Raw genomic sequence first — 26068 nt, 5'->3', positions numbered from 1 at the left:
AATCAATTGTATTATGAGAACAAAACTTCTCATCAGGGATTCTTTTGCCCTTTTCTACAAACCGTTTTTGATTGTTACATTCAGTTTTTTACTGCTTGTGTTTAACCACCCTGTGCAGGCCCAAAATCAGCCCCTGGCTTCACAGCGGGTTACGGTAAAGGTCGACAACGCCTCGCTCGATGAAGTATTGCAGATACTACGCAGGCAGGTAAAACTGCAGTTCGTTATTGAGGCAAATGTTTCTGATAAAGCTCAGCACATTAGTCTCAACATGACCGTCGCTCCTTTGTCGGGCGTGCTCGATAAAATACTGGCAGGCACCGGCCTTGAATATGTGTTCAATAAAAATGTGGTCATCATTCGTAAGATCAGTGTTCCCATGGTGCAGGAAGAGTCCGTTGCGAAGATACAGTATGGTCAGGTGACTATTACCGTTAAAGGCGATGAGGGCTCCCTGCTGGGCGGCGCCACGGTTTCAGACCACTCCGATCTTACTAAAACAGGGCTGGTTGATAGTAAAGGACAATTGACGCTCACGCTTAAACCATCGGCCGTCTTACGCGTTTCGTATATCGGGTATGAAACACAGATAGTGGGGGTGAACAACCGAAAACAACTGACCGTAATATTGAAAACGGCAGGAAAATCGGAAGATGAAGTAGTGATAACAGGGTATCAGAACCTGCGTACCTGGGAGTCGGTAGGCGCCACATCCAAAGTAAAAGGAGAAGATATACGCATTGCCGGTATTACGCGGGTCGACGTTGCCCTGCAGGGACAAATACCAGGTGTGGCCATCAGCGTTCCTAATGGCACTGTTGGTTCAAACCCTAAAATAAGAGTTCGCGGTACATCAACCTTGTTGGGTAATCGCGAACCGGTATGGGTGGTGGATGGTATCATTAGGGAAGACCCATTCCCATTTAAGGACCAGAATTTAGACAACATCCTCAACGCCGCCGACAAAGCCTCCATGACCGCCGGCCTCAGTATTATGAGCAATGGCATAGCAGGCCTGAACCCCGACGATATTGAAGACATTACTTTTCTGAAAGACGCCTCTGCCACCGCATTATATGGCGTACGCGCCGCCAACGGCGTAATTGTGATCACCAGCAAAAGAGGTAAGGCTGGCAAATCAAAGATCAATTTCAGGACCGATCACAGCATTACTGAAAAACCAGGCTACAACCGGCAGGACCTAATGAATTCAGCGCAGCGTGTAGCACTCTCAAAAGAATTGATTGAGAAAGGGGTGAACTATGCAGCAACCGGTCCACAGGGAAATGTACAGGTAAAAGAAGGGCCGCAGAATGTGGGCTATGAAAGTTTGTATTATCTCTACATCAACAAGCAGATCACACAACAGGAATTTAACGACGGGGTTACCCGGCTGGAACAAAATAATACAGACTGGTTCAATGAACTGTACCGCTATGCCCACAACCAGAATTATACGTTAAGCATCAGCGGCGGTAGTGACAAAGCTACTTATTACGGCTCGCTGGGGTATAGCGCTACCGCCAACAGCGCCATTGGCAACGACCAGAAAAGACTGAACGCCCTTATGAACATGGAGTATCGCCTGAATAAAAGAATGCGCTGGCATATTGGGCTGCAGGCAAACGCGCTTAAGAACAATGGCTTTTATTCAAATGTGAACCCCGAGCAATATGCCCTGTACACCAACAGGGAGCTAACAGCCGATCAATATTATTCTACTGTAAACAGCACTACCTCTGTGCTCCTGGCCAATGGGGCTTACTCCACGCTCACCTCGAACCTGAAATATAATTTTATAAACGAACGGGCCCATACCGGCAATACCACCGACAGCCGCGGGCTTACCTTCAATACCGACCTGCAGGTAGAGCTAACGAAAGACCTGAATTTTCAAACCATGTTATCGGGAAGCTTCGACCGCAGCACGCAGGAGCGCTGGGCCGATGAAAATTCATTTTTCGTGGCACAGATCAGGGGCGCCAACCTGGGCGAACTACCTAAAGGAAGCACATTGGAACAAGCCTCGGTGCTGCCTCGTGGCGGCGTGCTGGAAAGGGAAGATATGAACCGCGACGGCTACCTGTTTCGCAATACACTTCAATATAACAGGAAGCTTGGCGACGGTATGCATAATTTTAACCTGATGGGCGGCTTCGAAGTACGCAACAATACCTACAAAGGCGTTGCTACCAAGAATTATGGCTATTTCCCCGATCGCGGCGATGTGGTCGATTATGATTATTCAATTGCCCATCCCGGTTCGCCCACCACCTCCTCAGATGCCTTTGCCGATAAATATTATAACCGGCGTACCAATACCCTTTCAAATTTTGTATCTTATTTTACGAGCCTTACTTATTCGTTCAAACGAAAATATACCATCAACTTAAACGGTCGCAGCGACGCCAGCAATCGCTTTGGCCAGTATACCAATGCCTCATTCAATCCGGTATGGGCCATCGGCGCCCGGTGGGATGTGCTGGCGGAAAAATGGTTTAAACACCGACTTACCTGGATAAATGACCTTACCGTTCGCAGCTCATTTGGCTTTCAGGGCAATATTGTAGAAGATGTAGGCCCTAACCTCATAGCCCAGTACACTTCACCGATATACAATCCATTGAACGGCGAATCGTACCTGGTTATTAAAACCATGCCTTATCCCGACTTGCGCAAGGAAAGAACACGTACCTGGAATATAGGCATGGACTTCTCGATGCTGAAGAACCGCGTTTCCTTTACGTTCGATTATTATTACAAATATTCCAAAGACCTCATCTCACAACGAACCGTGCCCATTGAATACGGCACCGCGCAGATGTATGTGAACGGCAGCGACATGACCAACAGGGGCTACGATCTGTCGGTGAAAGTAGTGCCGGTAAGAACGCGCGACTGGATGTGGAGCCTGCAGTTCAATACCAGCATAAATAAGAATAGCGTTGAGCAGCCCCGTTATACCCCCAATTTGAAAACGCTAACCAACGGAACGGCGCTGGTAAACGGCTACCCGGTAGACGGCTTCTGGAGTTTCCGTTATGCCGGGCTCAATCACAATTCCGGCCGGGCCATGTTCAAATACCTGGATGTTGATACCAACAAGGCTTTACTGAAAGACCCCGATGCAACCAAATACCTGGCATACAGCGGCAATGCCAACCCGAAGATCAGCGGCGGCATCAATACATCGCTGCGTTACAAAAACCTGTCGCTGTCTGCCATGTTCAATATACAACTGAGCTATTACCTGCGCCTGAATCCCATTATGCAGGCCGGCTCCAACGGTCAGTACCAGGCGCCGGCGCCCGACAAAAACGCCAGCCTGCAGTTGGTGAACCGCTGGCAAAAGCCGGGCGATGAAGCGTATACCGATATTCCCGCCATATATGCCACCGATGAGGGCATCAGCAATACGGAATTCGGCGGCGATAAGTCTATTGCGTTATTAGCCGGCTCGTGGTACCGGTATACCATGTACAACTACAGCGACCTGCGTGTGGTGAACGGCAGTCACCTGCGCTGCAACAATATCATGTTCTCCTGGAACATTACCGGTAAGCAGCTGGCAAAGCTCAAAGTGCTTAACCAGCTTACGTTCTCGGCCAATGTGACCAACCCGTTTATTATTGCCAGTAAAAAGTTGCACGGGCAGGACCCCGAAGTACTCACAACCGACGCCAGCAAAATTACGCCTACCCTCACCAGAATGAGGACCTTCTCCTTCGGCCTGAACGCAGGATTTTAATTAAAACCGCCTGTAAAAAATACAATCATGAACAGCAATATAATCATCACTTTTTCACTGATAACCCTGTTAGCGCTTAGTGGGTGTAAGAAATATTTGAAAGAAGCTTCGCAGGACGAACTGACCCCAACTTCAGCCGCCTCCCTGAATGAGCTGCTGGCTAAAGAAGGATATCCTTATGTAGCTACGGGGACAATCGCCGGCGATGGTTATTCCCTCTGCAATTACCTGAATTTGATGGACGATGATATGCACCTGCAGAATCTTGCTACGAGCACCAGCCTCCTAAACTATATAAAACCGTTCTATCTCTGGTCTGATAACGTATACGAACAGGCGGCCCTAGGTTCGGCCGGCGGTGCAAATAATCCATATCAAAACCTGTATAACCGCATCAGGGGCTGTAATGTAGTAATGGATATGTTACCCGATGTAAGCGGCACCGAGGCGGAGAAAGAGCAGATAAAGGGCGAGGCATTGGTACTGCGGGCCTATTATTACCTTATGCTTGTGAACCTGTATGGCTGGCCTTATAACGATGCCGTGCACGACCCGGGCGCCAGTTTGGGTGTTCCCATCATTCGCAATGGGAACATCTCCGATGAAGCTGTTCGCCGCAGTACGGTAAAACAGGTGTATGATCTTATTACCGATGATATAGAAACAGCCATAGCCCTGCTGGAGAAACAAAAAAAGATCTCTACAGTATACCGGGTTAACTACCGTACAGCCTGGTTGCTGGCCAGCCGCATTTACCTGTATATGGAAGAATGGGACAAGGTAATTGACTATACCGGCCGGCTATTGGCAGAATACCCCATACTGGCAGATCTTAATTCCCGTACCGTGCCGGTAGCGCAAGTGTATAATGGTACTAAGAACGGCAGTTTTATAGAGCCCTCCAACACAGAAATGTTATTTCTTTTCAGCAACTTAATAGGCGGCGACTGGAGTGCATTGAATATGGGTAACTATTCGTGTATAGCTTCTTCCCAGCTTATCAGCCTGTACGAAACCAATGACATGCGTTTTGGGGTGTGGAGTTCAAGCAACCCTGCCCCCAACTATTTTCTTACGAGGTTAAGCGGGTATTACATGAATTCAAAGATGTACGCAGGCAGTGGCGTGGCCAGCCGTTGTTTTCGTATGGCCGAAGCGTATGTGAACAGGGCCGAAGCATATGTACGCAATGCCATAAAAAATGGCGATGCATCGCTTTTGCAAAAAACGCTGGACGATCTGAACGCCCTGCGCATAAAACGTTTTAAAACCGGCGCGGCCAATGCCACGGTATTATTGTCTTCGCTGAACAACGATCCGCAACAGGTGTTGCAGTTTTGCCTCAATGAAAGAAGAAGGGAGTTCACTTTTGAAGAGTTCCGCTGGTTCGATCTGCGCCGTTATGGAATGCCTTCTATTGAGCACACGTTCAACCCCAATGAACCGATTGTAACCAATGCAGCGCTTCCCGTAGAAACCTATACGTTGCCGCAGGGCAGCAACCGTTATGTAATGAAATTTCCGGCAAATGCCATCGAAGCCAACACGGCCCTGGAACAAAACCCATAGAAATACCAGGCAAACAGTAAACCTCTTTTCAAACAATTAGTACAATGATCTATGCAACTGTTCAATAATATTTTCGAAAAAGCAGTCCTGGGGTTATCAATGGTATGTTTCTTAGCTGTAGGGATAGTAGCCTGCAGCAAAGACAAAAATCCGCCGCAGGTTTCAGAAAAATCAACACAGCGTTACCAGCTGCCGCAGGGTAATGCTTCCTTTGATAACGCCATACTTGATTATTTTAACCGGTACAATTCGTACATTCTGTATAAATTTTCCGACATCGATTTTAATTACCAGCTCAGTTATAACCTGGCCTCGCCGCCTGTTGGTGGCACCGCAGCATTACCCGGACCGGTTATCATGCGCAGCGGTGATTCCATTGCCATACAATCGGCGCTTGATTTTATGGACCAGTACTGGTTCAGCTTTTACCCCGAAGATTTTAAGAAAAAATACCTGCCCCAGAAAATATTGCTGGCCGGGCTTATATACAATACCCGCTGGAATAATAATACCAAAGTATATGATACGCCGTGGTTGAACCCTGTTATAATTCCCATTGAAGGCATCGATCATCTTACGCTGCCTAAAATTGATACGGCATTCAATACCTATGCGCTGGCTTCCAAACTGCAACTGAAAGCGCAACTGAACAGGTTATTTCTGAAACACCTGATGTACCCTTTGGTAAGCACCGTTCCGGCCCTCGTGCCCGTGCCGGCCGATTTTTTTAAGGTAAGCGATTATTCCGTAGGCAGCCTCACCAAAGCAAATCAATACAAGTATGGATATGATACCGTTGTTTCGGGCAGGGCGCCTAACCCCATGACAGATATCCTGGCATTCCTCGATACCATTTGTGCAAAACCAAAAGCCAGCCTCGATGCCTATATGCTTAATCCAACTGTTGATGTGCAGGGGCTTACCCGCAAAAAGTATAACCTGCTGGTGGATTATTTTAAAAAGAATTACAATATAGATATACAGGCAATAGGAAATAAACAAGATTAAAAACACATGTTGATATGAGAAAAGTACTCCGGCTGGTATTCGCGCTATTATGCCTTTCGCTTACCACGAGATCACAGGGCATCAATTTTGAGCACGGGAGCTTTGCGGCTGCCTGCGCCAAAGCAAAAGCAGAAAACAAACTGGTGTTTATTGATTTTTATACCGCCTGGTGCGGCCCCTGCCGGCAAATGGCCAACACAGTCTTTAAACAGGAGAATGTGGGTCAGTTTTTTAACGCCGGTTTCGTGAGCCTTAAAATAGATGGAGAAAAAGGAGAAGGCAAAGCGCTGGTTGCAAAATATAAAATAAAGTATTATCCTACTTACCTTTTCCTCGACGACAAAGGCGCCGTTTATAACAAAGGAGTAGGCTATTGCAAAGATTCTGTTTTCCTGAACATAGCTGCAACCGCCCGGCAGGAGTTTACCAATCCCTACAGCCTGCCGCGGCTGAAAGCGCAGTATGCGGCTAAGAAAAAAGATACTGCTTTCCTTCGCCTGTATATTGATAAACTAATGGCCAACCAAATGCATGTTTTTGGCGAAATAGAGCAATACCTGGCCGTACAAACCGCCATACGCCCCGGCAGCCCCGAAATGATGGCATTCCTTATAAAACATCCCCGGGAACTATACTATGGCGGCAGGGCTGCCAAAGTACTGGAACAATACAGTGAAGACTTTCGCCGGCAGGCCAACACCCTGCAACGCGAAGCGCTACAGTTTGCCAACGACATGTTGCTCAGCAATACACGCATTTATGCACTCGAAGCCGGCAATGAAACAGCCATGAAAAACTACATTGCCGCAAAAAATAAAATGGCTGTGTTACCGGGATCGTACGGAAAAGGGGAGGGCGACTGGCTTGAATTTTATTCAGCTACCGGCAACTGGAAAAAGTTTGGCAAGCAGGCGAACCACTGGCTCGACAGTATTTGCGCACAACTGAAACCGGTAGCGCCGGTGAAGAAGGGCGTAGTGCAAACACCGGAACAAAAAGCTGCAGATGCCGCCATGTACAACGGCGCATTTACGGTAAGCGAAAATGCCAAAATATACTACGAACATTTCAGGGATGAAAAGGAAGTGGTACTGAAAGCCATGCGATGGTCAAAAGCAGCGCTCGAGCTTATACCAAACTTTTCGCCCGCGCTTACTTTTTATGCCAACCTGTTGTATGAAAGCGGCGATACCACCAATGCCATACTCGTAAAAACAAAAGCACTGAACTGTCTTCCTACTATAAGTCTTCACCGCGATATAGTACAAAACAACCTCACGCATATGCAAAAAGGGGAACTGTTGGATGAGGAATAGGTAAGCAGGAGGTAAGAAGTAAGAAATAAAAAATGCATAATGAAAAAGATCATGATCATGATGGGCATGCTATTGCCCATAGGATTACTGGCTCAGGTAAAATATGTAATAAAAGGCAGGCTGGGTAATTTAAACGCACCTGCAAAAATTTATCTTTCCTTTCAGCAACTGCCCGATTATTCCTTTATAGAAGATTCTGCGATGCTGAACAATGGCCGGTTTGAATTAAAAGGAACAGCCAACTTTCCGGTTGAAGCAACACTTTACCTGCGGCGAAAAGGAGAGCCATTAAATACCAACGGGCAACATGAAATGCTCGATCTTTTTATTGAGAACGGGGTTATTACCATTACCGGCGATTCACTGCACACGGCAATGGTTAAAGGCGGGATAGAGAATCATAATTACCAGGAGCTTAGGGCCCTCTTGAAACCGGTTAAAGAAAAAAAATGGCAATTGTACACGGCAAAAGTTTCACGCGATGAGTATAATGAAAAATTAAAAGAAATAATGGCTGCTGAAAAAGCAGTAAATGCCCAATTTATTAAAACCCATCCCGATTCCTATGTAAGTTTCAGGTTGGTGCGGTATGAATATGGTAAAACGCCAAATGTAGACGAAGTAGGGCCCCTGTATCATTTATTATCTGACCGTGTCAAAAAAGAAGGACCTGGGAAAATATATGGTCATACAATAGCCATTTGGGAAAAAACAAAACCGGGTACGCAGGCGTATGATTTTACTTCAAAGGATACAGCAGATAAACCGGTTTCGCTGAGCGATTTTAAAGGCAAATATGTATTACTGAACTTTTGGTCAACCACCTGTGGGCCCTGTATGAACGAAAAGCGTCATTTAAGAAAAACCTTTGCAACGTTTAAAGACAGGGAGTTTAACATCCTTGATGTTTCTATGATCACCAAATCAACTAACCGCGATGATAAGGCCCAATGGCTAAAATTGTCGCGCGGTTTCAAATTGCCATGGGTAAGTGTGTACGGAAATGAAGCTGTTGACCTGTATGGCGTTGAATCGGTTCCGCAAAACTTTTTGATCAGTCCCGATGGCAAGATCATTGCGCATGATGTACACGGAGCGGCGCTGGACCATAAACTGGCTGAACTACTGAATAAGAATTAAACCCCATACTTCAAAGCTACCTCAACCAACCATTTAAAATTACAGCGTAACATCATGAAAATTATAAAACATGCCCTGTTCATGTTTGGGGCAACCATTGCCGCTACTGCCGGTATGGCCCAGGTGAAAACAGGCGACTCTACATCAACTCCCAGGCCGGCGGCACGGCCGGCCAGTGCGCCCAAGCCTTACAACGAGATTATAACCGCTAAAGCAAAAACACAGCAGGGTTTTTTCAATGTACACAAAGTAGAGGACAGGTATTATTTCGAGATACCCGATTCGTTGTTACATAGAGACCTGCTGGTGGTGAACCGGGTATATGCCGCAGCCGCGGAATTAAGGGTGAGCCAGATTGGTTTTGTAGGCGACGAAATAGGAGAGAGTGTGATAAGGTTTGAAAAGGGGCCCAACAATAAAATGTTTATAAAAAGCATTTCCTACCCCGACCGTTCTACTGATAGCAGCGAAAACGGTTTGTACCGTTCCTTCATCAACAACAATGTGCAACCCATTGTTGCGGCATTCGACATCAAGGCTTTTTCAAAGGGCGCCGACGGTACAGTAATAGATCTTACCGATTATATCAATGGCGATAATGAGCTGCTTTTCTTCAGCGGCATTAATAAAAAGAAGTACGGTCTGGCCGCTCTGCTGGCCGATCGCTCTTACACAGAAAGTGTAAAAGCCTTCCCGGTCAACATAGAGATAAGGGCCACCAAAACTTATACTAAAGGCACTACGCCAGCCACATTAGGCCTGAACAGTTCTATACTATTGTTGCCTAAAACGCCTATGCAGGCCCGCTATTACGACAGCCGGGTTGGGTATTTTGCTAACGGCTTTGTTGATTATGACGCCAACCCACAGGGCGTGAAAACAAATTACAATATCTCGCGCTGGCGATTGGAGCCCAAACCAGAAGACAGGGAGCGGTACAACCGCGGTGAACTGGTGGAGCCGCAAAAACCGATCGTTATTTATATTGACCCTGCTACGCCCAAAAAATGGGTGCCTTATTTGCTGGCGGGCATCAACGACTGGCAGGTGGCATTTGAGAAGGCTGGATTTAAAAATGCCATTTTGGGCAAAGAGGCGCCTGTTAACGATTCCACCTGGAGCCTCGAAGACGCGCGGCATTCTGTATTGGTATACAAACCCTCTAATATTCCCAATGCTATGGGCCCCTGTGTAACCGACCCGCGCAGCGGCGAAATACTGGAAACACACATCAGTTGGTACCATAACGTTATGGACCTGTTGTATAAATGGTATTTTATACAAACTGCGGCTGTTGATCCGCGTGCCCGCACGCCCCGACTCAGCGATTCACTGATGGGTAAGCTGGTACGTTTTGTTTCGAGCCACGAAGTAGGTCATACATTGGGGTTGCGCCATAACTGGGGGGCTTCTTCCACCGTTCCTGTAGAGAACCTGCGTAATAAAGCCTGGGTTGAAGCGCATGGCCATACGCCATCTATAATGGATTATGCCCGATTTAATTATGTGGCGCAACCTGAAGACAATATAGGAGAGAAAGGCCTGATGCCCCGTATTGGCGATTACGATAAATGGGCCATTGAATGGGGGTATAGCCTGATACCAACTGCCACATCAGCGGCATCGGAGGCCGATACCCTTAATAGGTGGATCATTCGTAAACTGGCTTCGGGTAAACAATACTTCTTTGGCAGGGAAAGCGACCGTAATGATCCGCGCAGTCAGAATGAAGACCTTGGCGATGACGCCATGAAAGCCGGCGCTTACGGTATCAAAAACCTGAAGCGTATTCAACCGCATCTTATTGAGTGGACAAAAGTTCCTGGTGAAGGGTATGAGAACGCAGGCGCCATGCATAAAGAAATTGTGAACCAGTATAGCCGTTATATAGGCCATGTGCTGAAAAACATAGGCGGCATAACAACAACACCCCGGAGTGTAGAAGAACCGGGTGTAACAATTGACTTTGTACCGGTGCAAAAACAACGGCAGGCCATGCAATTCTTACAGGAATACCTGTTTACCACGCCCACCTGGCTTATAGATAATAAGCTGTACCAGCTTTCGACCGAGGGCGATTATAGCGCCATTATTAAGCAACAGGAAATGTTTTTGAACCTGTTGTTAAATACGAACCGCCTTGAAAAGCTGATACAGCACCAGCTGATAGACCCCGCCAATGCGTACACGCCATCAAATATGTTGAACGATCTGCAAAAAGGCATTTTCAGCGAATTGCCAGCCAATAAACCCGTGGACATTTATCGCCGTAACCTGCAAAAGGTGTATGTGGAAGTTCTTATCCGGCTTGTTCCAGGTTCGGGAAAAGCCCCGGCAATGCTAACAATAGGTCCTTCTGTACCATCTGCAGATAAAAACAATGATATCATATCGGTGGTCAAAGCACAGGTAAGAACCCTTGCCGCCAAAGTTAAAGCAGCTATTGCCACGGCGCCAGATACGGCCACCCGTGAGCACCTGCAGGATATTTATGAACGTTTGGATGCGACGATCTATAAAAAAGACTAAATGCATTAACCGTTTATTCAAACAAAAGCGCCTTCAGATCTCCGGATTTGAAGGCGCTTTTTTGTACATCTAAAGAATGGATATTATATTTATCGCCATTCTAAAACCTTACATATGCATTTGCGTTATAATAAGTCTACATTTTACACTTTATTCCTTAGCCTCGCTGTTATTTCCTGCAAAAAAAGCGATAAAGGCCTGCGGCCTGTAGAAGCCGGTAAATTTGTTTTTGAAAAACTGGGTGATATCAGTTCCGTACGTATGTATACAAAAAATGGAGAAGTTAAAGACCAGGAGCTGATAGCGCAGTATAAAACTAAATATTCCAGTCAGTTCACGCCCACGAATATAACATCCGCCGACACTTTTCAAATTGTTGAAGAAAACACTGCACTGTATATTTCAGGTAGCGGCCAGGCAAGGAAGTTCGTTATAACCAAAATGGACGATCATTATGAGTTTAGAAGCAAGGATACCTCAAATTACTTTACCCAACAGCCAGATCAATTTTTATATAACCTTGTAAAGTATAAACCATACTATATCTCATTGCCAACCCCTATGGGTTATATGACCACTACTTTGCAATATTACTATGCTTCAACCGCTGCTAATAGTTTGGTTTTTCCATTTGTGAATGTGGTGCGTTTTGCCACCCTTCGTAACGGGCAATATTACAGTACGTACTCTTATAGCTATAAAATAAACAATTTGTTCGATGAAAAATTACCGGGCACATTAACAACGGATACTGTGCTGGTGCAAACGTTTAGTGTAACTTATAAACGATAGCCTAACGCGTTTCAAATACGCGTGACTGCGTTACCAGCCGGTGCCTCTTCTTTAAACTTGGGCAAATGCCATGATGAAAATACCTTATTCTGAAAATATTAATTATAATTACAGTTGATTTAGAACCCCAAACGTAGCGTATTATCACTTAGTAGTATTTATTAATATTAAGAATTAAACTACTTTAATGGGTTAGTGGGTTTTAAAACCACAAAGCTTATAATAATATCTATCACTTGCTTATATTATGGGCGAATTGGATAATACAATAGATAAAGGTCCTGGTTCAGCAAAAAAGAAAAGTTCGCAGTCGGTTCTTGATGAAAAAAAAGAAACGGGCATTAATTATATTATTGCCATAGGGATTGACAAGTATAAGAAGAACTCACTCAACCTGCCCAATTGTGTAAAAGACTGCGAAGATGTGATCCAAAGTTTTCAGACAAAGTTTGATAAGTTTGAGGTATATAAAGAACTTTATAACGACCAGGCTACGAAGAAAAACATATTAGAAGCCATCAAATCTTTCTATAAGGACAAATCAATTAACAATGTACTTAATAACCTGGTAATATATTATTCTGGTCATGGTGAATTTGTAAAAAAACCTGGCAGAAAGGTCGGAAGCTGGCTCCCATACGATTTTGAAAATGATGAGGATGAGGATGAATTTTTGACCGTTGAAGACCTGAAATCGAAACTGGAATATGTTGAAACGCTTCATTTGCTGGTAATAGCAGATTGTTGCTTTTCTGCAAGTATGTTTGAAAACAATACTACTATTTTTGCCGAATTTAATGGACTTAAAACCGACAAATTAGTTGCATTAGATTTCGAGCCCTCGCGATGGGGTATTGCTTCAAGCCGTAAAAATGAAGTGTCGGGTGCTGGACTAACCGGAGGAAATAGCAATTTTACCAAAGAACTTATAAAGGCCTTACAAAAGGTTTCGGCACAAAAGGTGTTTTTTAAAGAAATAGCCCTTGAATTAGAGAAGGTATTTAGTGCAGACCGAATGCAAAGGGTAAAATATGAGAAGCTCCATGTTTCGAATAATAACACGGGAGAATATACTTTATATGCAAAGGAAGAACCCCTCCAAGCCAAACTGCGGTATAGTTATCTTAAAAAGGAATTTATTAGTTTAAATTATGACGATCAAAGAAAACAGTTTAAAAAATTTAGCAGCGCCCAACCTGCTCTTGTTACTTTACTGTCGGGTACGCCCGATTGTGGTCTGAATTATGTGATCAATCAACTAAAAAATTCTAAATATTTTACTTTACCTAAACCCTGGCCTATTAATGCACAGTTGGTAGACGGCGACAATGAGCAACGGTTGATCAACCTTTTTAAATTGGCCGGAAAAGGCGAACAGGTATTCCATACAATTGATGACCTGAAAAAGCATTTAATTAAAAAATTACAGGATGCCGATCACGTTATCGAGATCAGATTTAATGCTCAAACTGAGTCATTAGGCGACGTTACCCAAAAGCGTAAAGATTTTATTGAAGAGTTGGTTAAATTTTCTGAAACGGTAAATAGTGAAGCGCGCGGGGATAAACGCCTCTACATTTTCATCATCGATTTTGAAAATGCTGACTATCCTGCTATTATACAGAATAAAAAAATCTCCCAAACGGAAGCTATCATTTTTGATAAAGTAAAAAAACTGTCCGACTCAGATTTTTTAGACTGGTACGATGAGGCACAGCAGCGGTGTAATATCTTCTCTGGAGAAGAAAAGGAATTTTGTGTTCTTTTCGATAAAATCCTTTATGACCAGGTAAAGGATATATTTCCTGAATCCAAAGAGATGCCTCCCGGATATGTGATCAGGCAAATATGCCTCCTTTCCGGTTGCCCTGAATTAGCTGATGAACTACTTAATTAATATTTGAAATATGCCAGATATGAAATTATACAAAGGCAATGCGCTGCGTACAAAAAGCGACATTAAGGAGAGGGAGTTGGATGTTGAAACCTATCTTCCTTCCATCGACCTGGTAAAGGCTGTGAATATGGCACAGATCCTTAAAAGACCATTGCTGGTAAAAGGCGAGCCGGGCTGTGGAAAAAGCAGGCTGGCCGAAGCCATTGCAGCTGAACTCTTCGGCAAAGAATTCAGGAATTATTATTTTGAATGGAATGTTAAGTCGGCCAGCAAAGCACAGGACGGGTTATATACCATCAACAACCTGCAACGCCTGAGCGATGCCAATATCAAATATCAGGAAGGCGACAAACCAGACCTGGATATTAAACTGCATATAGACGAAAATGGCCAAACCAAGGGTAATTATATTGAGCTGGGTTACCTGGGAAAGGCATTTATCATGAGCAACCAAAAAGGCTTAATAGCGCCCCCGGTAGTTTTGATCGATGAAATAGATAAAGCAGATATTGATTTCCCCAACGACCTGCTGCTTGAGCTGGACCGCATGGAATTTCAAATACCCGAGATCAGCATTAATGGTAAGCCGTTGGTCATTAGCGCTAATAAAGATATGCGGCCATTGTTCATCATTACCAGCAATGACGAAAAGCCACTTCCGGCAGCATTCCTGCGCCGTTGCCTGTTTCATTATATTGATTTTAAAGAGATCGCACTTACGGACATTGTACGATCGAAATTCCCAATGCTTGAACCAATGCTAGTAGAAGAATCGGTTGGTGCATTTAAATCGTGGCGGGAAAAAATTGCAAACAAAGGCACCACCAATAAAAACATTTCTACTAGTGAGCTCCTCGATTGGATCAGGCTGATAGATCACTATGTAAAACCGGGCGAAAATCTGGCTCTTGACCATGATGTGCGGCCTCCGTATTACCAGGCCTTACTTAAAGATGTGGAGAGTATTCAGCTATTTGCAAAAGAGGAAGTATCAACAGCAGTATAATATATGCACAAACCATTCCTATTTGATTTTTTTAGTGAAATAATGCAGGATCAGCAATGGATCAATCCGGGCATGGAGGAATATTTTTTGTTGGATACGTTAATGAAAAGTGAGCATTTTAAACCCACCAGCTTTAAAGACCTTGCCTTTGCCCTGGAAACCATGTGGTTTAAATCGCATAACTCGCCTAATTCAAAAGAACGGTTCAGGCAGATGCTTGAAGACCGCCGGAAGGCTATCACAGAAGCGTTGGAAGAATGGGTGAAAGACCTGAAAAGAATGGAAACGGCTGAAACTGTTGCGGCAACAATTGCACATCAGCCTTTGGAAGAGCAAGAAAAAGATAAAGATCAGGAGCGTACTGAAGGTGCATCACCAGCTGTAGTACAGAATAACAAGCCAACTGAAGATGCTATAAAAACAGCAACAGCACCGGCAGAGGAAGTAACTAACGGTGATGGGGCATTACAACCCGTGTTTTCCCTTACCATGCCGCTGAAAGTGAATAAGGAATCGGAAGAGTCCCTTATAAACAGACCTTATGTATTTACCAATGATTATTTCCCGGTAAAAAACCGGCACATGCAACAGGCATGGCGAACCCTGAAAAACAAACAGGACGCAGGAACTGATACCGCCATTAATTTCCCCCACACCATTACACGTATGGCCCGCCAGGGATATTTTTCCGGTTTTGTATACAATAAGAAAACGGTGAACCAGCTGCAATTATTTGTATTTATCGATCAGTCTGAAACTATGGTGGCCGAAGAAGAGTTTGGCCGGGAAATATGCGCCGCTGCCATCTCTAGTAATATGTACCCGGGCCTGGAGCCTTTATATTTTAACAAAGTGCCCGCTAAAGACAAGCAAAGAAATGATTATTTGCTTTTTAATGAAGACGTAACCGCTTTTAAGACCCTTGGTAAATTGTTCGCCCCTTATTTTAAAAAAGATATTGTTGTTCTGCTGTATAGCGATGCGGGGGCTTTTAAGAAAGAAACAGACGAGGACCGGTTAAAGGATACAAAAGCATTTATCAATCATCTCTATAGGAAATCGGGATACCTGGCCTGGTTAAATCCCGCTCCCAAAGAGCGCTGGTCAGGTACCAACGCCGGAAAATTGAATAAAGAGGTGCCTATGTTCGAAACGGGCAACAGTAAAACAGGCAGAAGCGAATTTGAGCGCGCCATGGCGGCATTGAAAGGAAAACTGATGTGTTAAACCAAGCAATATTGTATGTTACCGGTAAGAGCAGGAACAAAAAAATTAAGTGAAGAGTCGAAGCTGAAGCTCGACTTATACCACAGGCGTTTTTGTGAAGGAGAGAACCGGGCTTTGTACGGCCTGCAGCATATCGTATATGCCTGCCATGCAAGCTTTCCCCTGATCCTATCGCCCGAACTGGCTAATTTCATCTGGCAGAATTTTAATACCTATACAAGTGGAAATTCGCTGCAAAAAATAGAACGTGAGGTTGTTACTGATTTTTTGTTGTCGCCCCTGGTTCGGCCAGTGGCCAACAGGCAATATGAAGTTATACCCGAAGTAAGAAGCTATCTTTTATACCTGTTGCAGGATGGTCGCTGGTTTAGTCTTTTTGGCATTGAAACTTTTGGCAACAAACGGCTCCATGAGCTGGCCAAATTCCTTGAGTCGTATTTGCAGCATGCAGTAGCCAAACGTGAAAACAATGCGTCTGGATTCAAACAGTTGAACCAGTGGGCCGCTACGGCTTATCTCGATCCTGATAATCTTGCATTACAAATGGCCGACTCCTTAAAGCAAATGCAGAGCACCGCCAATGGGGCTAAAGAGAATGAGTGGGGTCAGCTTCGTTTAAATATAATGGCCGAGCGGTTGGGCCGGCAAATTGATCTGAATATTCATAATAAAGTTCCCAATGGCGGCAGATTGTTTTTGAACTTTCAAAAGTACAGCCGGGCCAACGCCGCACGATTGATAAACGAAGACCGTCCCGACCTGTTCAGTTTTTATGATGAAGTAGATAAGGATTTTATTGAGGGTAATGTGACGGATGAAAAGATCGTGCATTTACCCCTGAAAGTTAGCGTAGGCCAACGGTTACTCAGGAAAAAGAATAATGTGCAGCGGGTTATACCGTTGGCAATTACAATTGATGAAGATGGTAATTTTTTACCCTATACAGACGAAATGAATTCCATATTATTCAATATGGATCGTGAGGCGTTTGAGGTCAGTTATCCGCCTGAGCTTACAGGACAAATTCATGGTTATATTGAAATAGAAGATGCCATCAATGCAGCATATCAGTATGCCTTTGACGATGATATTGTATTGCTACTTTTTTCAGATCACAGAAAGGCTTATAATACGGATATTAAAAAAGAAACAGGGAGGGTAATCAACCACATGGTGTTCCAGAAATGGTTAAAAGAAAGAAGCGGAAATAAGGTGTGCCAGACTGTATTAATTCTTGATACCCGTGCAGTTGAATCTGAATGCTGGGTGAATACTGGTGACATACAGATAACCCTGAGGCACATCAATCAGACATCTGAGTTTTTTTCACCGATCACTTTGCTAAAAGAAATCCTGCAACTATCACGATTCAAAATCACATACAGGGATCTGCAGACTTTTTTAAAATCAGCCGTTGATTATAATAACAGGCTGCCATTTATTATTGCTTTAGACGATCAATGGGACAATCAATTCTTAACCAAAAACAGCAAACAGGCATATGATACCGGCTACCTGGCAGCATACAATAACCATGTTCAGTATTGGCAGGTCATGGACGAAGATTTTGATCCGGTACCTTTAAACTTGAACACTGTGGCATTTACTTATGAAGGTAGGCCGGTTGCCGATGTATTAGGAGAGGTATATATACACGATGGCGCGTTGCGCTTTGACGGACCATTAGATGCCTTAAAAAATGGTCAGCTCTATATAGTAAAGCCCAAGAAACCTTTGTTACCCGTGTATTTAGCCGGGGTGAGATTGGTTGACCATCCGGAGGAATTAGGACAATATTTAACGGAATTATTCCTGAAAATGCCTTTTAGTGGCTTTTCAAAATGGCTAGGATTTTTATTAGACAAAGTGTTTCGGGAAAATGACTCGGTTACGAAGGCAGACCAGGTAAAAGAAGATTCGCTTACAATTTATTTGTTACACAACGACGTTGAAGATAAGGTTGTTTACAATCTCAGTTACAATAAAAAAAATAAGTCTGGAGGCAAAGTGTTTTCTTGGAAGGTAAATAGTCTTGAATCAATTGGAGAATCGCTGCAGAAATTTAACCGGTACCAGTATGTAATGGACCTTGCACGGCCATCGGGTGATGGTTATTCCATGAAATACACTTCCTTTTCGGTTAACTACAGTTGCAAGTGGCACACGGCCTCCAGTAAGGCTACTCGCGGGAAACTAACCTTTAATGAAAATGCTATACTAATTGAAGACGGGCAGGTTAGGTTAAAACAGCTGGAGTTACGTATAGAATCTAAAGAGGAGGTGGATGTATTTTATAGTGTGTATTTACTTACTACTGATTTTGCCATTACGTTGTTAACACGGGATAAGATCGGCCCTCTTGGAATGTTTCACCAATCTATCCGGCTGAATCAGGCATTGCTGAATGTATTTTCATCGGGCGGCAGTGCACACCTGAAAGTATTGTTCAGCCTAACCCCGGTGATCGTTGATTTTTCACAAACCGGAATAAACTCAACGTCCAATGCAACAACAGGAAAATAAAAGATGGGATGTTGCTGATATCCCCGTACAAATGGATACCAATAGTACCTGGGGTATACCGGGTTTGTATATACCCGACATACTTAACAATCTGGTGGCCTTGAACCTGGTTAAAAAGACGGAAATAGAAACAGGTAAATTGAGTTTTAACCAGTTCAGACTATTTATTGCGCATTTGCATCAGCTTAAGTATAATACCAACGACCTACGGACTGCGGTTGAAAAATGGTGGCAGGTCCAGAAAAAGGATGAATCTTCAGCCGAAAATCACCTGAATAGGGAATTGCAAATGCAACTGGCAACGTTTGTTTCCCCGCAACTAAAAGAGCCATTTAGTATTACGGTTGATGGCATTTGGGGGCCTGAATCGGAACATGCACTACATTTTATAAATTCCACTTACAATGTTACTTCCCTTGAAAAAAGCCCGGAATTGCTTGAAGTATTAAGAAGTATTTCAGAACGGATAATAAGGATTTGCTGTTTCGATGAATGGCTTATTTCCCTATTGCCTTATAATCCCTTTTGCATGATCGATAACAATGCAATTGACCTTGAGCTTTTTCGCAAAGGGAATGGAGCATCATTATACGAACAGGCAACAAACAGGGAAATGGTACATTTTCATTCGTTAGCATCAGCAAGAGGCAATGTTATTAATACGCCGTTTTGGCAATTTACCAGCTGGTTCATGCTGTTGCGCATGCAATCTATGAATCACTATCTGGATCGGGTGTTTCAAATTAATATTGGGGATGAATGGAAAAGCATTGAACAACTGGAGAAGCCAAGCAAAACCGAGTTTTTTATACAACCGGATCGTACAATGACTTTTGAAGATTCTGCAGTCCGTATACCAATTCAATTTATAGCACCAACCCAGGAACCGTACTATATCATAGCAGCATTCTTTTCCCGTAATTTACAGGTAGCTATAACCCAGGAGCTTTTTATTGGCATGTCAAATATTTGGTCGCTCGATTCTAAAGGTTTGTTCAGTGATAAAAAAAGCCCGGAAGACGATGGTGAGGTGCACTTTATACAAAAAGCCGATTACTGCAAAATTTTTGTGGTTAATGAAGGTTTTGGTAATGACACGAAAGAAAGATATAGCAATTTCCCGGCTACAGACGTTCCACCTGAGTTTTATAAACTAATTACGGCCAATGCCGATGATATATTCTATAGTGTAACAATTGGGTTGGTCTTTAATGAAAGTAAGCAACCGAAGCCGTTTAATGAAAAATGGGTTTTAGTGGTTGGTACGGGTAATAAAGATGTAAGTGAAGAACAACTGCAGGTAGCCGAAGCGTTGGGAAAAGCGCTGGCCCATGCAGGGTATGGTTTAATCTCCGGCGGTTGGCCATATATAGACGAGGCGGTTACAGAGGCATTTAACGATCGCCTGGAATCATACGAGCTTAAAGTAGAAGACCGGTTATTGCAGGTTATAACCAACGATCAAAAGCCGGATTATTCCTATGGGAAAAAAATAAAGGTAAAAAATGATGAAGAATGGAATCACTACACCACCGAAAAGGCCATTGCTGTTGTTATGATCGGGGGAGAAGGAGGAACGTATACCAATGCGGTGTATGCACAATCAATAGGCGTTCCGGTGATCCCCATTCCATCAACAGGCGGGGATGCACAAAGACTATTTAACGAAACGCCGGTTTCAGCGTTTGAAAATATCGACATAAAAACATTAGGTACTCTTCAAATTCCTCTTAGTTCAAGGGAGGATGCTGAAAAAACTGCGATGGCTGTAATTGATATTTTGAATACCATTCCTGAAAAAGTGAAGAAAGGATTATCGCTACAGGAGTTTCGTATAGCGGTTGAAGACCTCTATAAGAAGAGGCAGGTATTGTTTGCAGATGATTTGCAGCGTGGCAGGTGGGGCCAGCAAGACAGGGACAACGGCAAGAGATTATATGTTGAGGTAAAGAGTACTAAAGACCCCGACGTTTTTAAGCTAACCTTAAGTGTTAGTTCATACGATAAAACAGAACTGAGTGGGTATGTGGCATTTTTTTTACATAATTCCCTTGAACAGGAGATTGAATATACCATTGCAGAAAAAGGAATGGCAAAACTGGAAATTACAACCCATGAGCCCTTTACTGTGGCCGCCTATACCGAAGATGGTACTGTGCTGGAACGGAATTTTAATGATATACCGCGCCTTGCCAAAGGGTTTAATTACATTTCTGAAAAGTTTAAAGAAGAAGCAGGACATGTAAACGAATCAAGAAAAATAACAGTTCCCGACGACCCGCAAAAGAACAGATGGGGCGGGCAGTCTGAAGCCAATGGCATGCAGGTGAAAGCAACCGTTAAAGACTCACTTATTCGGGGCTGGTACAATGTTACTTTTGAGGTATCATCTACCAATGACCAAAAACCATTTACCGGCGATGCAGCCTTCTTTCTTCATAATTCCTTTTATAATAAAATACTTTACCGCCGATCGTTCGACGGTAAAGTAAAACTTAGCATTGTTGCCTATGAGGCATTTACCGTAGGCGTTTATTTACCCGATGGCACCACTTTAGAGCTTGACTTGCAACAGCAGCAAGGGTACCCTGATGCTTTTTATTATAAGGATTAATTAAATAAGTTTTTGTATTGCCTGTAATGTTGTGAAGTAATTCATATGATCACATGCCACCTCAACTGATACAGGCTTTATTTTCCATGACTCTGATCCCTTAATGGCTATTATGCTTTCGTTTGTAACAGCAATGTCATTGGCTTTTCTAAACAAAATGGCATCAAGCGTAGTGTATAGGCCCCGCTGTTTTACTTTGGTAAACAGTTTTCGGATCTTGCCGGCAGTTTCATTGTACAATACAATAATGTGTTGGGTATTACCTGCAACAATGACATACGGTATGCCCGGATCTTTTCCTGTATTTAATGTTGAATAAATGCCTGTACTGGCATCCATTTGTTTTAACGTTATCTGGGTACCTTTAGCTAATTTACCAGCTAAGGATATAACAAACATCCAGGGTTTTAGGCATGCAGAACCGTTGATGGCAAAGGTTAACAGGGTTTCTGCAAGGTCTCTTACATCGGCCCAGGGCGTGCCATTGTTGGGAGTGCCCAGCATAATAAGTCTTGTAACAATCTTATTGCCGTTCAGTTGCTCAATAAAAACTCTGCTTACCAGTCCACCCATTGAATGGGCGGCAATTACAAGCTGTTTACCATGTCCCTCTTTCAATCCCACTTTCTCCATACATTCTTTTAATAAAGCTGCCGTTTTTTCAATCTCTGTATTAAGATTTTCATAGTCGAATGTCAGTATCAGGTCATACTTATTTTTAAGCAGAGCGCCATTTCCATCAAGGGACGTTTGTATGCATTTCGCCATTCCTTCAGTATCGCCAATGATGCCATGTATAAATAATAAAATTGAGCCGGCATTTTTTACCTTTTTGGTTATTTCAGCAGTATCTGATTCATAGGTGACAGTATCATCGCTCTGAATTGTTGGAATGGCAAGCCTTGGGTAGGAATAGCTGAACCCCAGTTTTTGCCCAATGATCTTTTGAAAATATATTTTTATGGAACCTGTAAAACTGCGTTGTGTAATGGCGGCATCAGAAGCTGTTTCTTCAGGTAAGGTGTCAATGTGAATTTTACCATCGTCATGCATTCTGCCAAGGAGATAGTATATTTTTTCCTTTTCATCGTACCCAATGGGCCATACGTTTTCAGCATCAAGGCCTGCTGTTTGAATGATCAGCGGCGTATCGGGTGTTACTACCGATCTGTCATTTACATCGAACAGTTCCAGCACATCCATTGTCGCACCAGAGCGGGTATTTGGTATAAGATCGAAAGGTTCCAGAAAAGAATTACCGTTGGCAGCATGCGGCGCAATAATGCCATCGGCGGAACGGGTAATATGTTGCGAACCTGAAATAAGCACTTTTGCTTGTAAGGCGCTATGCGGTTCAATTATAACGCCCCCTAGGCTACAACTTTTACCAGGAAGAAGATCTGTTTCACTTTGTGGGTGTATTATTGTAAAGCCGATCGTTTCTGTTTTCCAGGGAACTTGTGATCCTGGCTTTCTGGCACTACCAGGTCCTTTCAAAGTTACGTTCGATATGTTTTTTGTTTTTTGTGCAGGCATATCAAGCCCCTCCTGTTGCAGTGAGTGGGTATCGATCTTTTGTGTTGAAATGAAAAGCTTTAGATATTCAGTGATCTCATTGTATCCGAGTTTTTGATACTTATCATCAATATCCATGGATATTACATCATCTCGCAGACCCTCGTCCCTAACTTCCAGCCAGGCATCTTCTCCTGGACTTAATGTAATTGGTTCAAAAAAATCAGTATTAATGCCGTAACTGAATTGCAGGTAAGCGCTGGTAATATACAGTTCAAATGAACTGGTATTAGTGATCTTCAGCCTGAACAACGGTTTATACCATTCGCTGTCAAATTGCTTATAATAAAGCTCATTGGCCGGTTGCGTGATGTCAACCTGTTCAAAGTTTTCAGAATTATAATTATTTGCCAGCACCGACCTGTACAATTTGATATTATAATGTTGGTTGGTTAACGAACTGCCGGGGTTATTGAATTCATAAAGGTGCACCCACTTGCTTACCCTTTCTGTTTTTTCTAAAAAGTCAACAGCGCTTTGTTCATTTGTAACGGCCTCAGGTGTAAAAACAGGCTGCTCACAACCGGGCAGCGTAATGAAAACTTCATTATTGTTTTGGCAGCGGATTATATATTGTCCGCTTCCTTCTACGGGAATGGTAATAAAGGCTGGTTTTGATTTTTTGTAGGCATTTATGAGCAGTAGTTTTAGCGTATCAGGGAAACCGGTAGCAAACGACAATTTTAATTCCTGGTTTGGCTGGCGTTCTATAGTGGCTCTATAGTTTTTACTGGTGTCTTCCAATTCGGGTTTAGGGGCAATAACAGAAATATCGGCAGTAGGGGAGGCCGTTACAATAGTTTCACACAAACCTTTCCCGGTTTCAATAAGCACAACGTCTCCTTTTGTAATGCCCTGAAGAGCGCCGCCTTTTAAACACCAGCTGAATTTTGGGTCGTGATAAACAAAATAGCTGTCTGATTTAACAGTGGTTTCCTGGCTTAAGAATATTTTTTCCCTTTCAGAGCCCGGTAGTCCGCCGTTCACATTTATATCGGGACTTTGATCTTTGACCAGGTTTTTTACAAGGGCCGCTGTTTTATCTATCAGGTCCTGGTAGCTTATTTGTCCGCCGGAAGTGCACAGGTTTTTCAACAATGAATGGGTAAAGGCGCCTCTTTTTTCTCCATCGATGTATAATTCTTTGGAAGTTTGATTATCGGTTGAAGCTGCCAGGTGCAAATGTTTACCCTGCATTACCGTGTATGTTTTTTTTCCGGCAACGACTGATTCAACATATCCTCTTTTATTATTAATTATTTCAGAAAATCCTTCATAGTCGTTTACCGCAGCAGGTACATGGCCATTGCTACCTGAAACCATTCTTTCAGTAATACCACTATCGTCGATCAATGCCTTGGTAATGGTACCAGAATAACAACAATCGGTAATGGCCACAAAATTCAGGTCGGGTTTTCCTTCCAGTGTTTTCCATATCAAAAAGCTCATTTCTTTATCAACAAGGTCGAAGCCCCCAGGCGTTCGGCTGTCGAGGCAAACAAAAGATTGCACGTTTATATTACCGTTGTTGTCCAGATCGGCCGGGGCAGGAGAAAACGATCCATGGCCGCTATAATAAAAAAGACAGGTATCACCGTTTTGAGCCTGGTCAAAAAAATTAAAAGCATTTACGAGATGTTTTCGAGTAGGTTTTTCCGTATCATCATCTGTCAGGGTTTTAATTTGGAGGTCTATTTCCGAGCTATTGCCATATTGTGTGGTAAGGTAGTCCCTGAAAGCGACCACATCGTTTATACAGCCCTGTAAAGGCTTAACAGGATAATTATTGATACCAACAAGTAAGGCATAAATTGACGGCATGGGAATAGGTATTTAGTTAGTGGGGTTGGAAGTTAATATTAAAAATGGATTGAAAAAAAGTATAATGATATTTTTTTAAAATCACCAGTACCCACACACCCCATTTCGCCAAAGGCCCGTATGAAAAACATTAACGAATTTTAGCACGCCTGTATATTGCATACACATTAACTGATTGATACATTTGTGAAATGAAAAAACAACATTAGCGGATAAAAAATGACAATAAATAGCTATTTCAAAACCATAGAAGAGATCAACCGGCTTTTTCAAAAGGCCTATGATGCATTACAGCAGCAGCGCAATGATGTAATTGAGTCTCTTTTCGAAGACGCTTTCCGCCACGATCCTTACCGGCTACAGGCCCATTATAAATTGGCTCTTTATTATGCATCTACCAATAACGTTGATCGCTTTAAGGAGCATTTTTTCATTTGCTGGAATATTGATGCCGCATACAAAGAAAAAATATCAACCGATGCCATTGTGGTAAATGCCCTGGGAAACGCATCGATCGTCGAAATAGTGCACGCAAAGGATTCACAAACCAAGTGGTGCAAAAGGGAATTTGCATCGGTAGACCCGGCAGGTGGTAATACCCGGCTAATATTTAAGCCCGACAGCAAAAAAGCCGTCCACGACCTGTATGTGTCGCTGGATAAAACAACAACCGAATATTTTAAAAAGCACAAAAGGAACGGGGAGCAGTCAATCATTTATGAAGAATATTCCGAAACGGACTTTGATCAGCTCGATCATTTCGAGCTCGGCCATTGGTCAGAGTGGGAAGCAATTGACTGTTCACCGGAAGCATTGTATACTGCACTCGAACGTTTAAGTGAATATATCGACAATAATATTCGTTTTTTAGTGACCTCAGAATGGGATGAATTTATTGACGAAGTGATCATCCTGCATGGCACATTTCATATTTACCGCCATAAAACCAGCGCGCGGGATTATTACGACCGGCTGAAATATATTGAAACGATCGTCAATTCGTATCCGGAAGATGGTATGCTTCGGTTATGGCTGTGCAGGGAGTATCAAACCGTTATTCTTTACAGGATCAGTTATGACATGTATGATACAAATGCATTCCTTGATGAAGCCATGCGCCTGAGTACACCCGAAGACCCATGGATGCCTTATATTCTGGCATGTATCTTTAACAAGGAAGGGAGTGAAGAGGAAGCATTGGCAATGGTTAAAAAGGCCTTGTTGTTAGACCCCTCGCAACGCCACCAGATCGTAAACGAACCAGTCCTTATGAATTTGAAAGAAAAAATGCAATTGCTTTAAA

Annotated in this window: 14 protein-coding genes; 13 read left to right on the top strand and 1 reads right to left on the bottom strand. The window is 43.3% G+C overall.

Translation table 11 applies throughout. The annotated features are described in order from the left end of the window. The first annotated feature begins 13 nt into the window (after positions 1–13). From GGD38_RS36295 to GGD38_RS36240, 12 genes are all read left to right on the top strand, one after another. The gene (locus GGD38_RS36295) at positions 14–3748 is read left to right on the top strand and encodes a SusC/RagA family TonB-linked outer membrane protein (protein ID WP_375301031.1); all 3735 of its coding nucleotides are present in this window, start codon (positions 14–16) and stop codon (positions 3746–3748) included. A 27-nt stretch (positions 3749–3775) separates the two neighbouring features. Then, positions 3776–5317, top strand: a complete 1542-nt coding sequence (locus GGD38_RS36290) for a RagB/SusD family nutrient uptake outer membrane protein (protein WP_375301030.1) — start codon at positions 3776–3778, stop codon at positions 5315–5317. Positions 5318–5368: 51 nt separating this feature from the next. Then, entirely contained in the window at positions 5369–6325 is a 957-nt protein-coding gene (locus tag GGD38_RS36285; RefSeq protein WP_375301029.1) for a putative zinc-binding metallopeptidase, read from the top strand. A 14-nt stretch (positions 6326–6339) separates the two neighbouring features. Beyond that, entirely contained in the window at positions 6340–7641 is a 1302-nt protein-coding gene (locus GGD38_RS36280) for a thioredoxin family protein (protein ID WP_375301028.1), read from the top strand. A 39-nt stretch (positions 7642–7680) separates the two neighbouring features. Beyond that, complete coding sequence (locus GGD38_RS36275) at positions 7681–8781, top strand: redoxin domain-containing protein (RefSeq protein ID WP_375301027.1); 1101 nt, start codon at positions 7681–7683, stop codon at positions 8779–8781. 54 nt (positions 8782–8835) lie between these two features. Then, positions 8836–11310 (top strand): zinc-dependent metalloprotease, encoded by a 2475-nt coding sequence (locus GGD38_RS36270; RefSeq protein WP_375301026.1) that lies wholly within the window; start codon positions 8836–8838, stop codon positions 11308–11310. A 114-nt stretch (positions 11311–11424) separates the two neighbouring features. Continuing rightward, positions 11425–12102 carry a hypothetical protein gene (locus tag GGD38_RS36265; protein WP_375301025.1) on the top strand — a complete coding sequence of 226 codons (678 nt, stop codon included), beginning with the start codon at positions 11425–11427 and terminating at the stop codon, positions 12100–12102. Positions 12103–12349: 247 nt separating this feature from the next. Then, entirely contained in the window at positions 12350–13999 is a 1650-nt protein-coding gene (locus tag GGD38_RS36260; RefSeq protein ID WP_375301024.1) for a caspase domain-containing protein, read from the top strand. Between the two features lie 19 nt (positions 14000–14018). Continuing rightward, positions 14019–15005, top strand: coding sequence for an AAA family ATPase (locus tag GGD38_RS36255; protein ID WP_375301023.1), 987 nt, complete (start codon positions 14019–14021; stop codon positions 15003–15005). A gap of 3 nt (positions 15006–15008) precedes the next feature. Beyond that, positions 15009–16232, top strand: a complete 1224-nt coding sequence (locus GGD38_RS36250) for a hypothetical protein (RefSeq protein ID WP_375301022.1) — start codon at positions 15009–15011, stop codon at positions 16230–16232. 15 nt (positions 16233–16247) lie between these two features. Next, positions 16248–18755, top strand: coding sequence for a hypothetical protein (locus GGD38_RS36245; RefSeq protein WP_375301021.1), 2508 nt, complete (start codon positions 16248–16250; stop codon positions 18753–18755). Beyond that, a complete protein-coding gene (locus GGD38_RS36240) occupies positions 18736–21369 on the top strand; it encodes a pYEATS domain-containing protein (protein WP_375301020.1) in 2634 nt (877 codons plus the stop codon). Before GGD38_RS36245 ends, GGD38_RS36240 begins: the two co-directional genes overlap by 20 nt. Here the strand turns inward: GGD38_RS36240 and GGD38_RS36235 are convergent, their stop codons facing one another. Then, the gene (locus GGD38_RS36235) at positions 21370–24765 is read right to left on the bottom strand and encodes a caspase family protein (RefSeq protein ID WP_375301019.1); all 3396 of its coding nucleotides are present in this window, start codon (positions 24763–24765) and stop codon (positions 21370–21372) included. Between the two features lie 219 nt (positions 24766–24984). Between GGD38_RS36235 and GGD38_RS36230 the strand changes: the two genes are divergently transcribed. Next, positions 24985–26067, top strand: coding sequence for a hypothetical protein (locus GGD38_RS36230; protein ID WP_375301018.1), 1083 nt, complete (start codon positions 24985–24987; stop codon positions 26065–26067). The last annotated feature ends 1 nt before the right edge of the window (position 26068 follow it).

Origin of the sequence: Niastella sp. OAS944, from assembly GCA_024809215.1 — a bacterium.
GTDB lineage: Bacteria > Bacteroidota > Bacteroidia > Chitinophagales > Chitinophagaceae > Niastella.
This window is presented reverse-complemented; position numbering and strand designations above follow the sequence as displayed.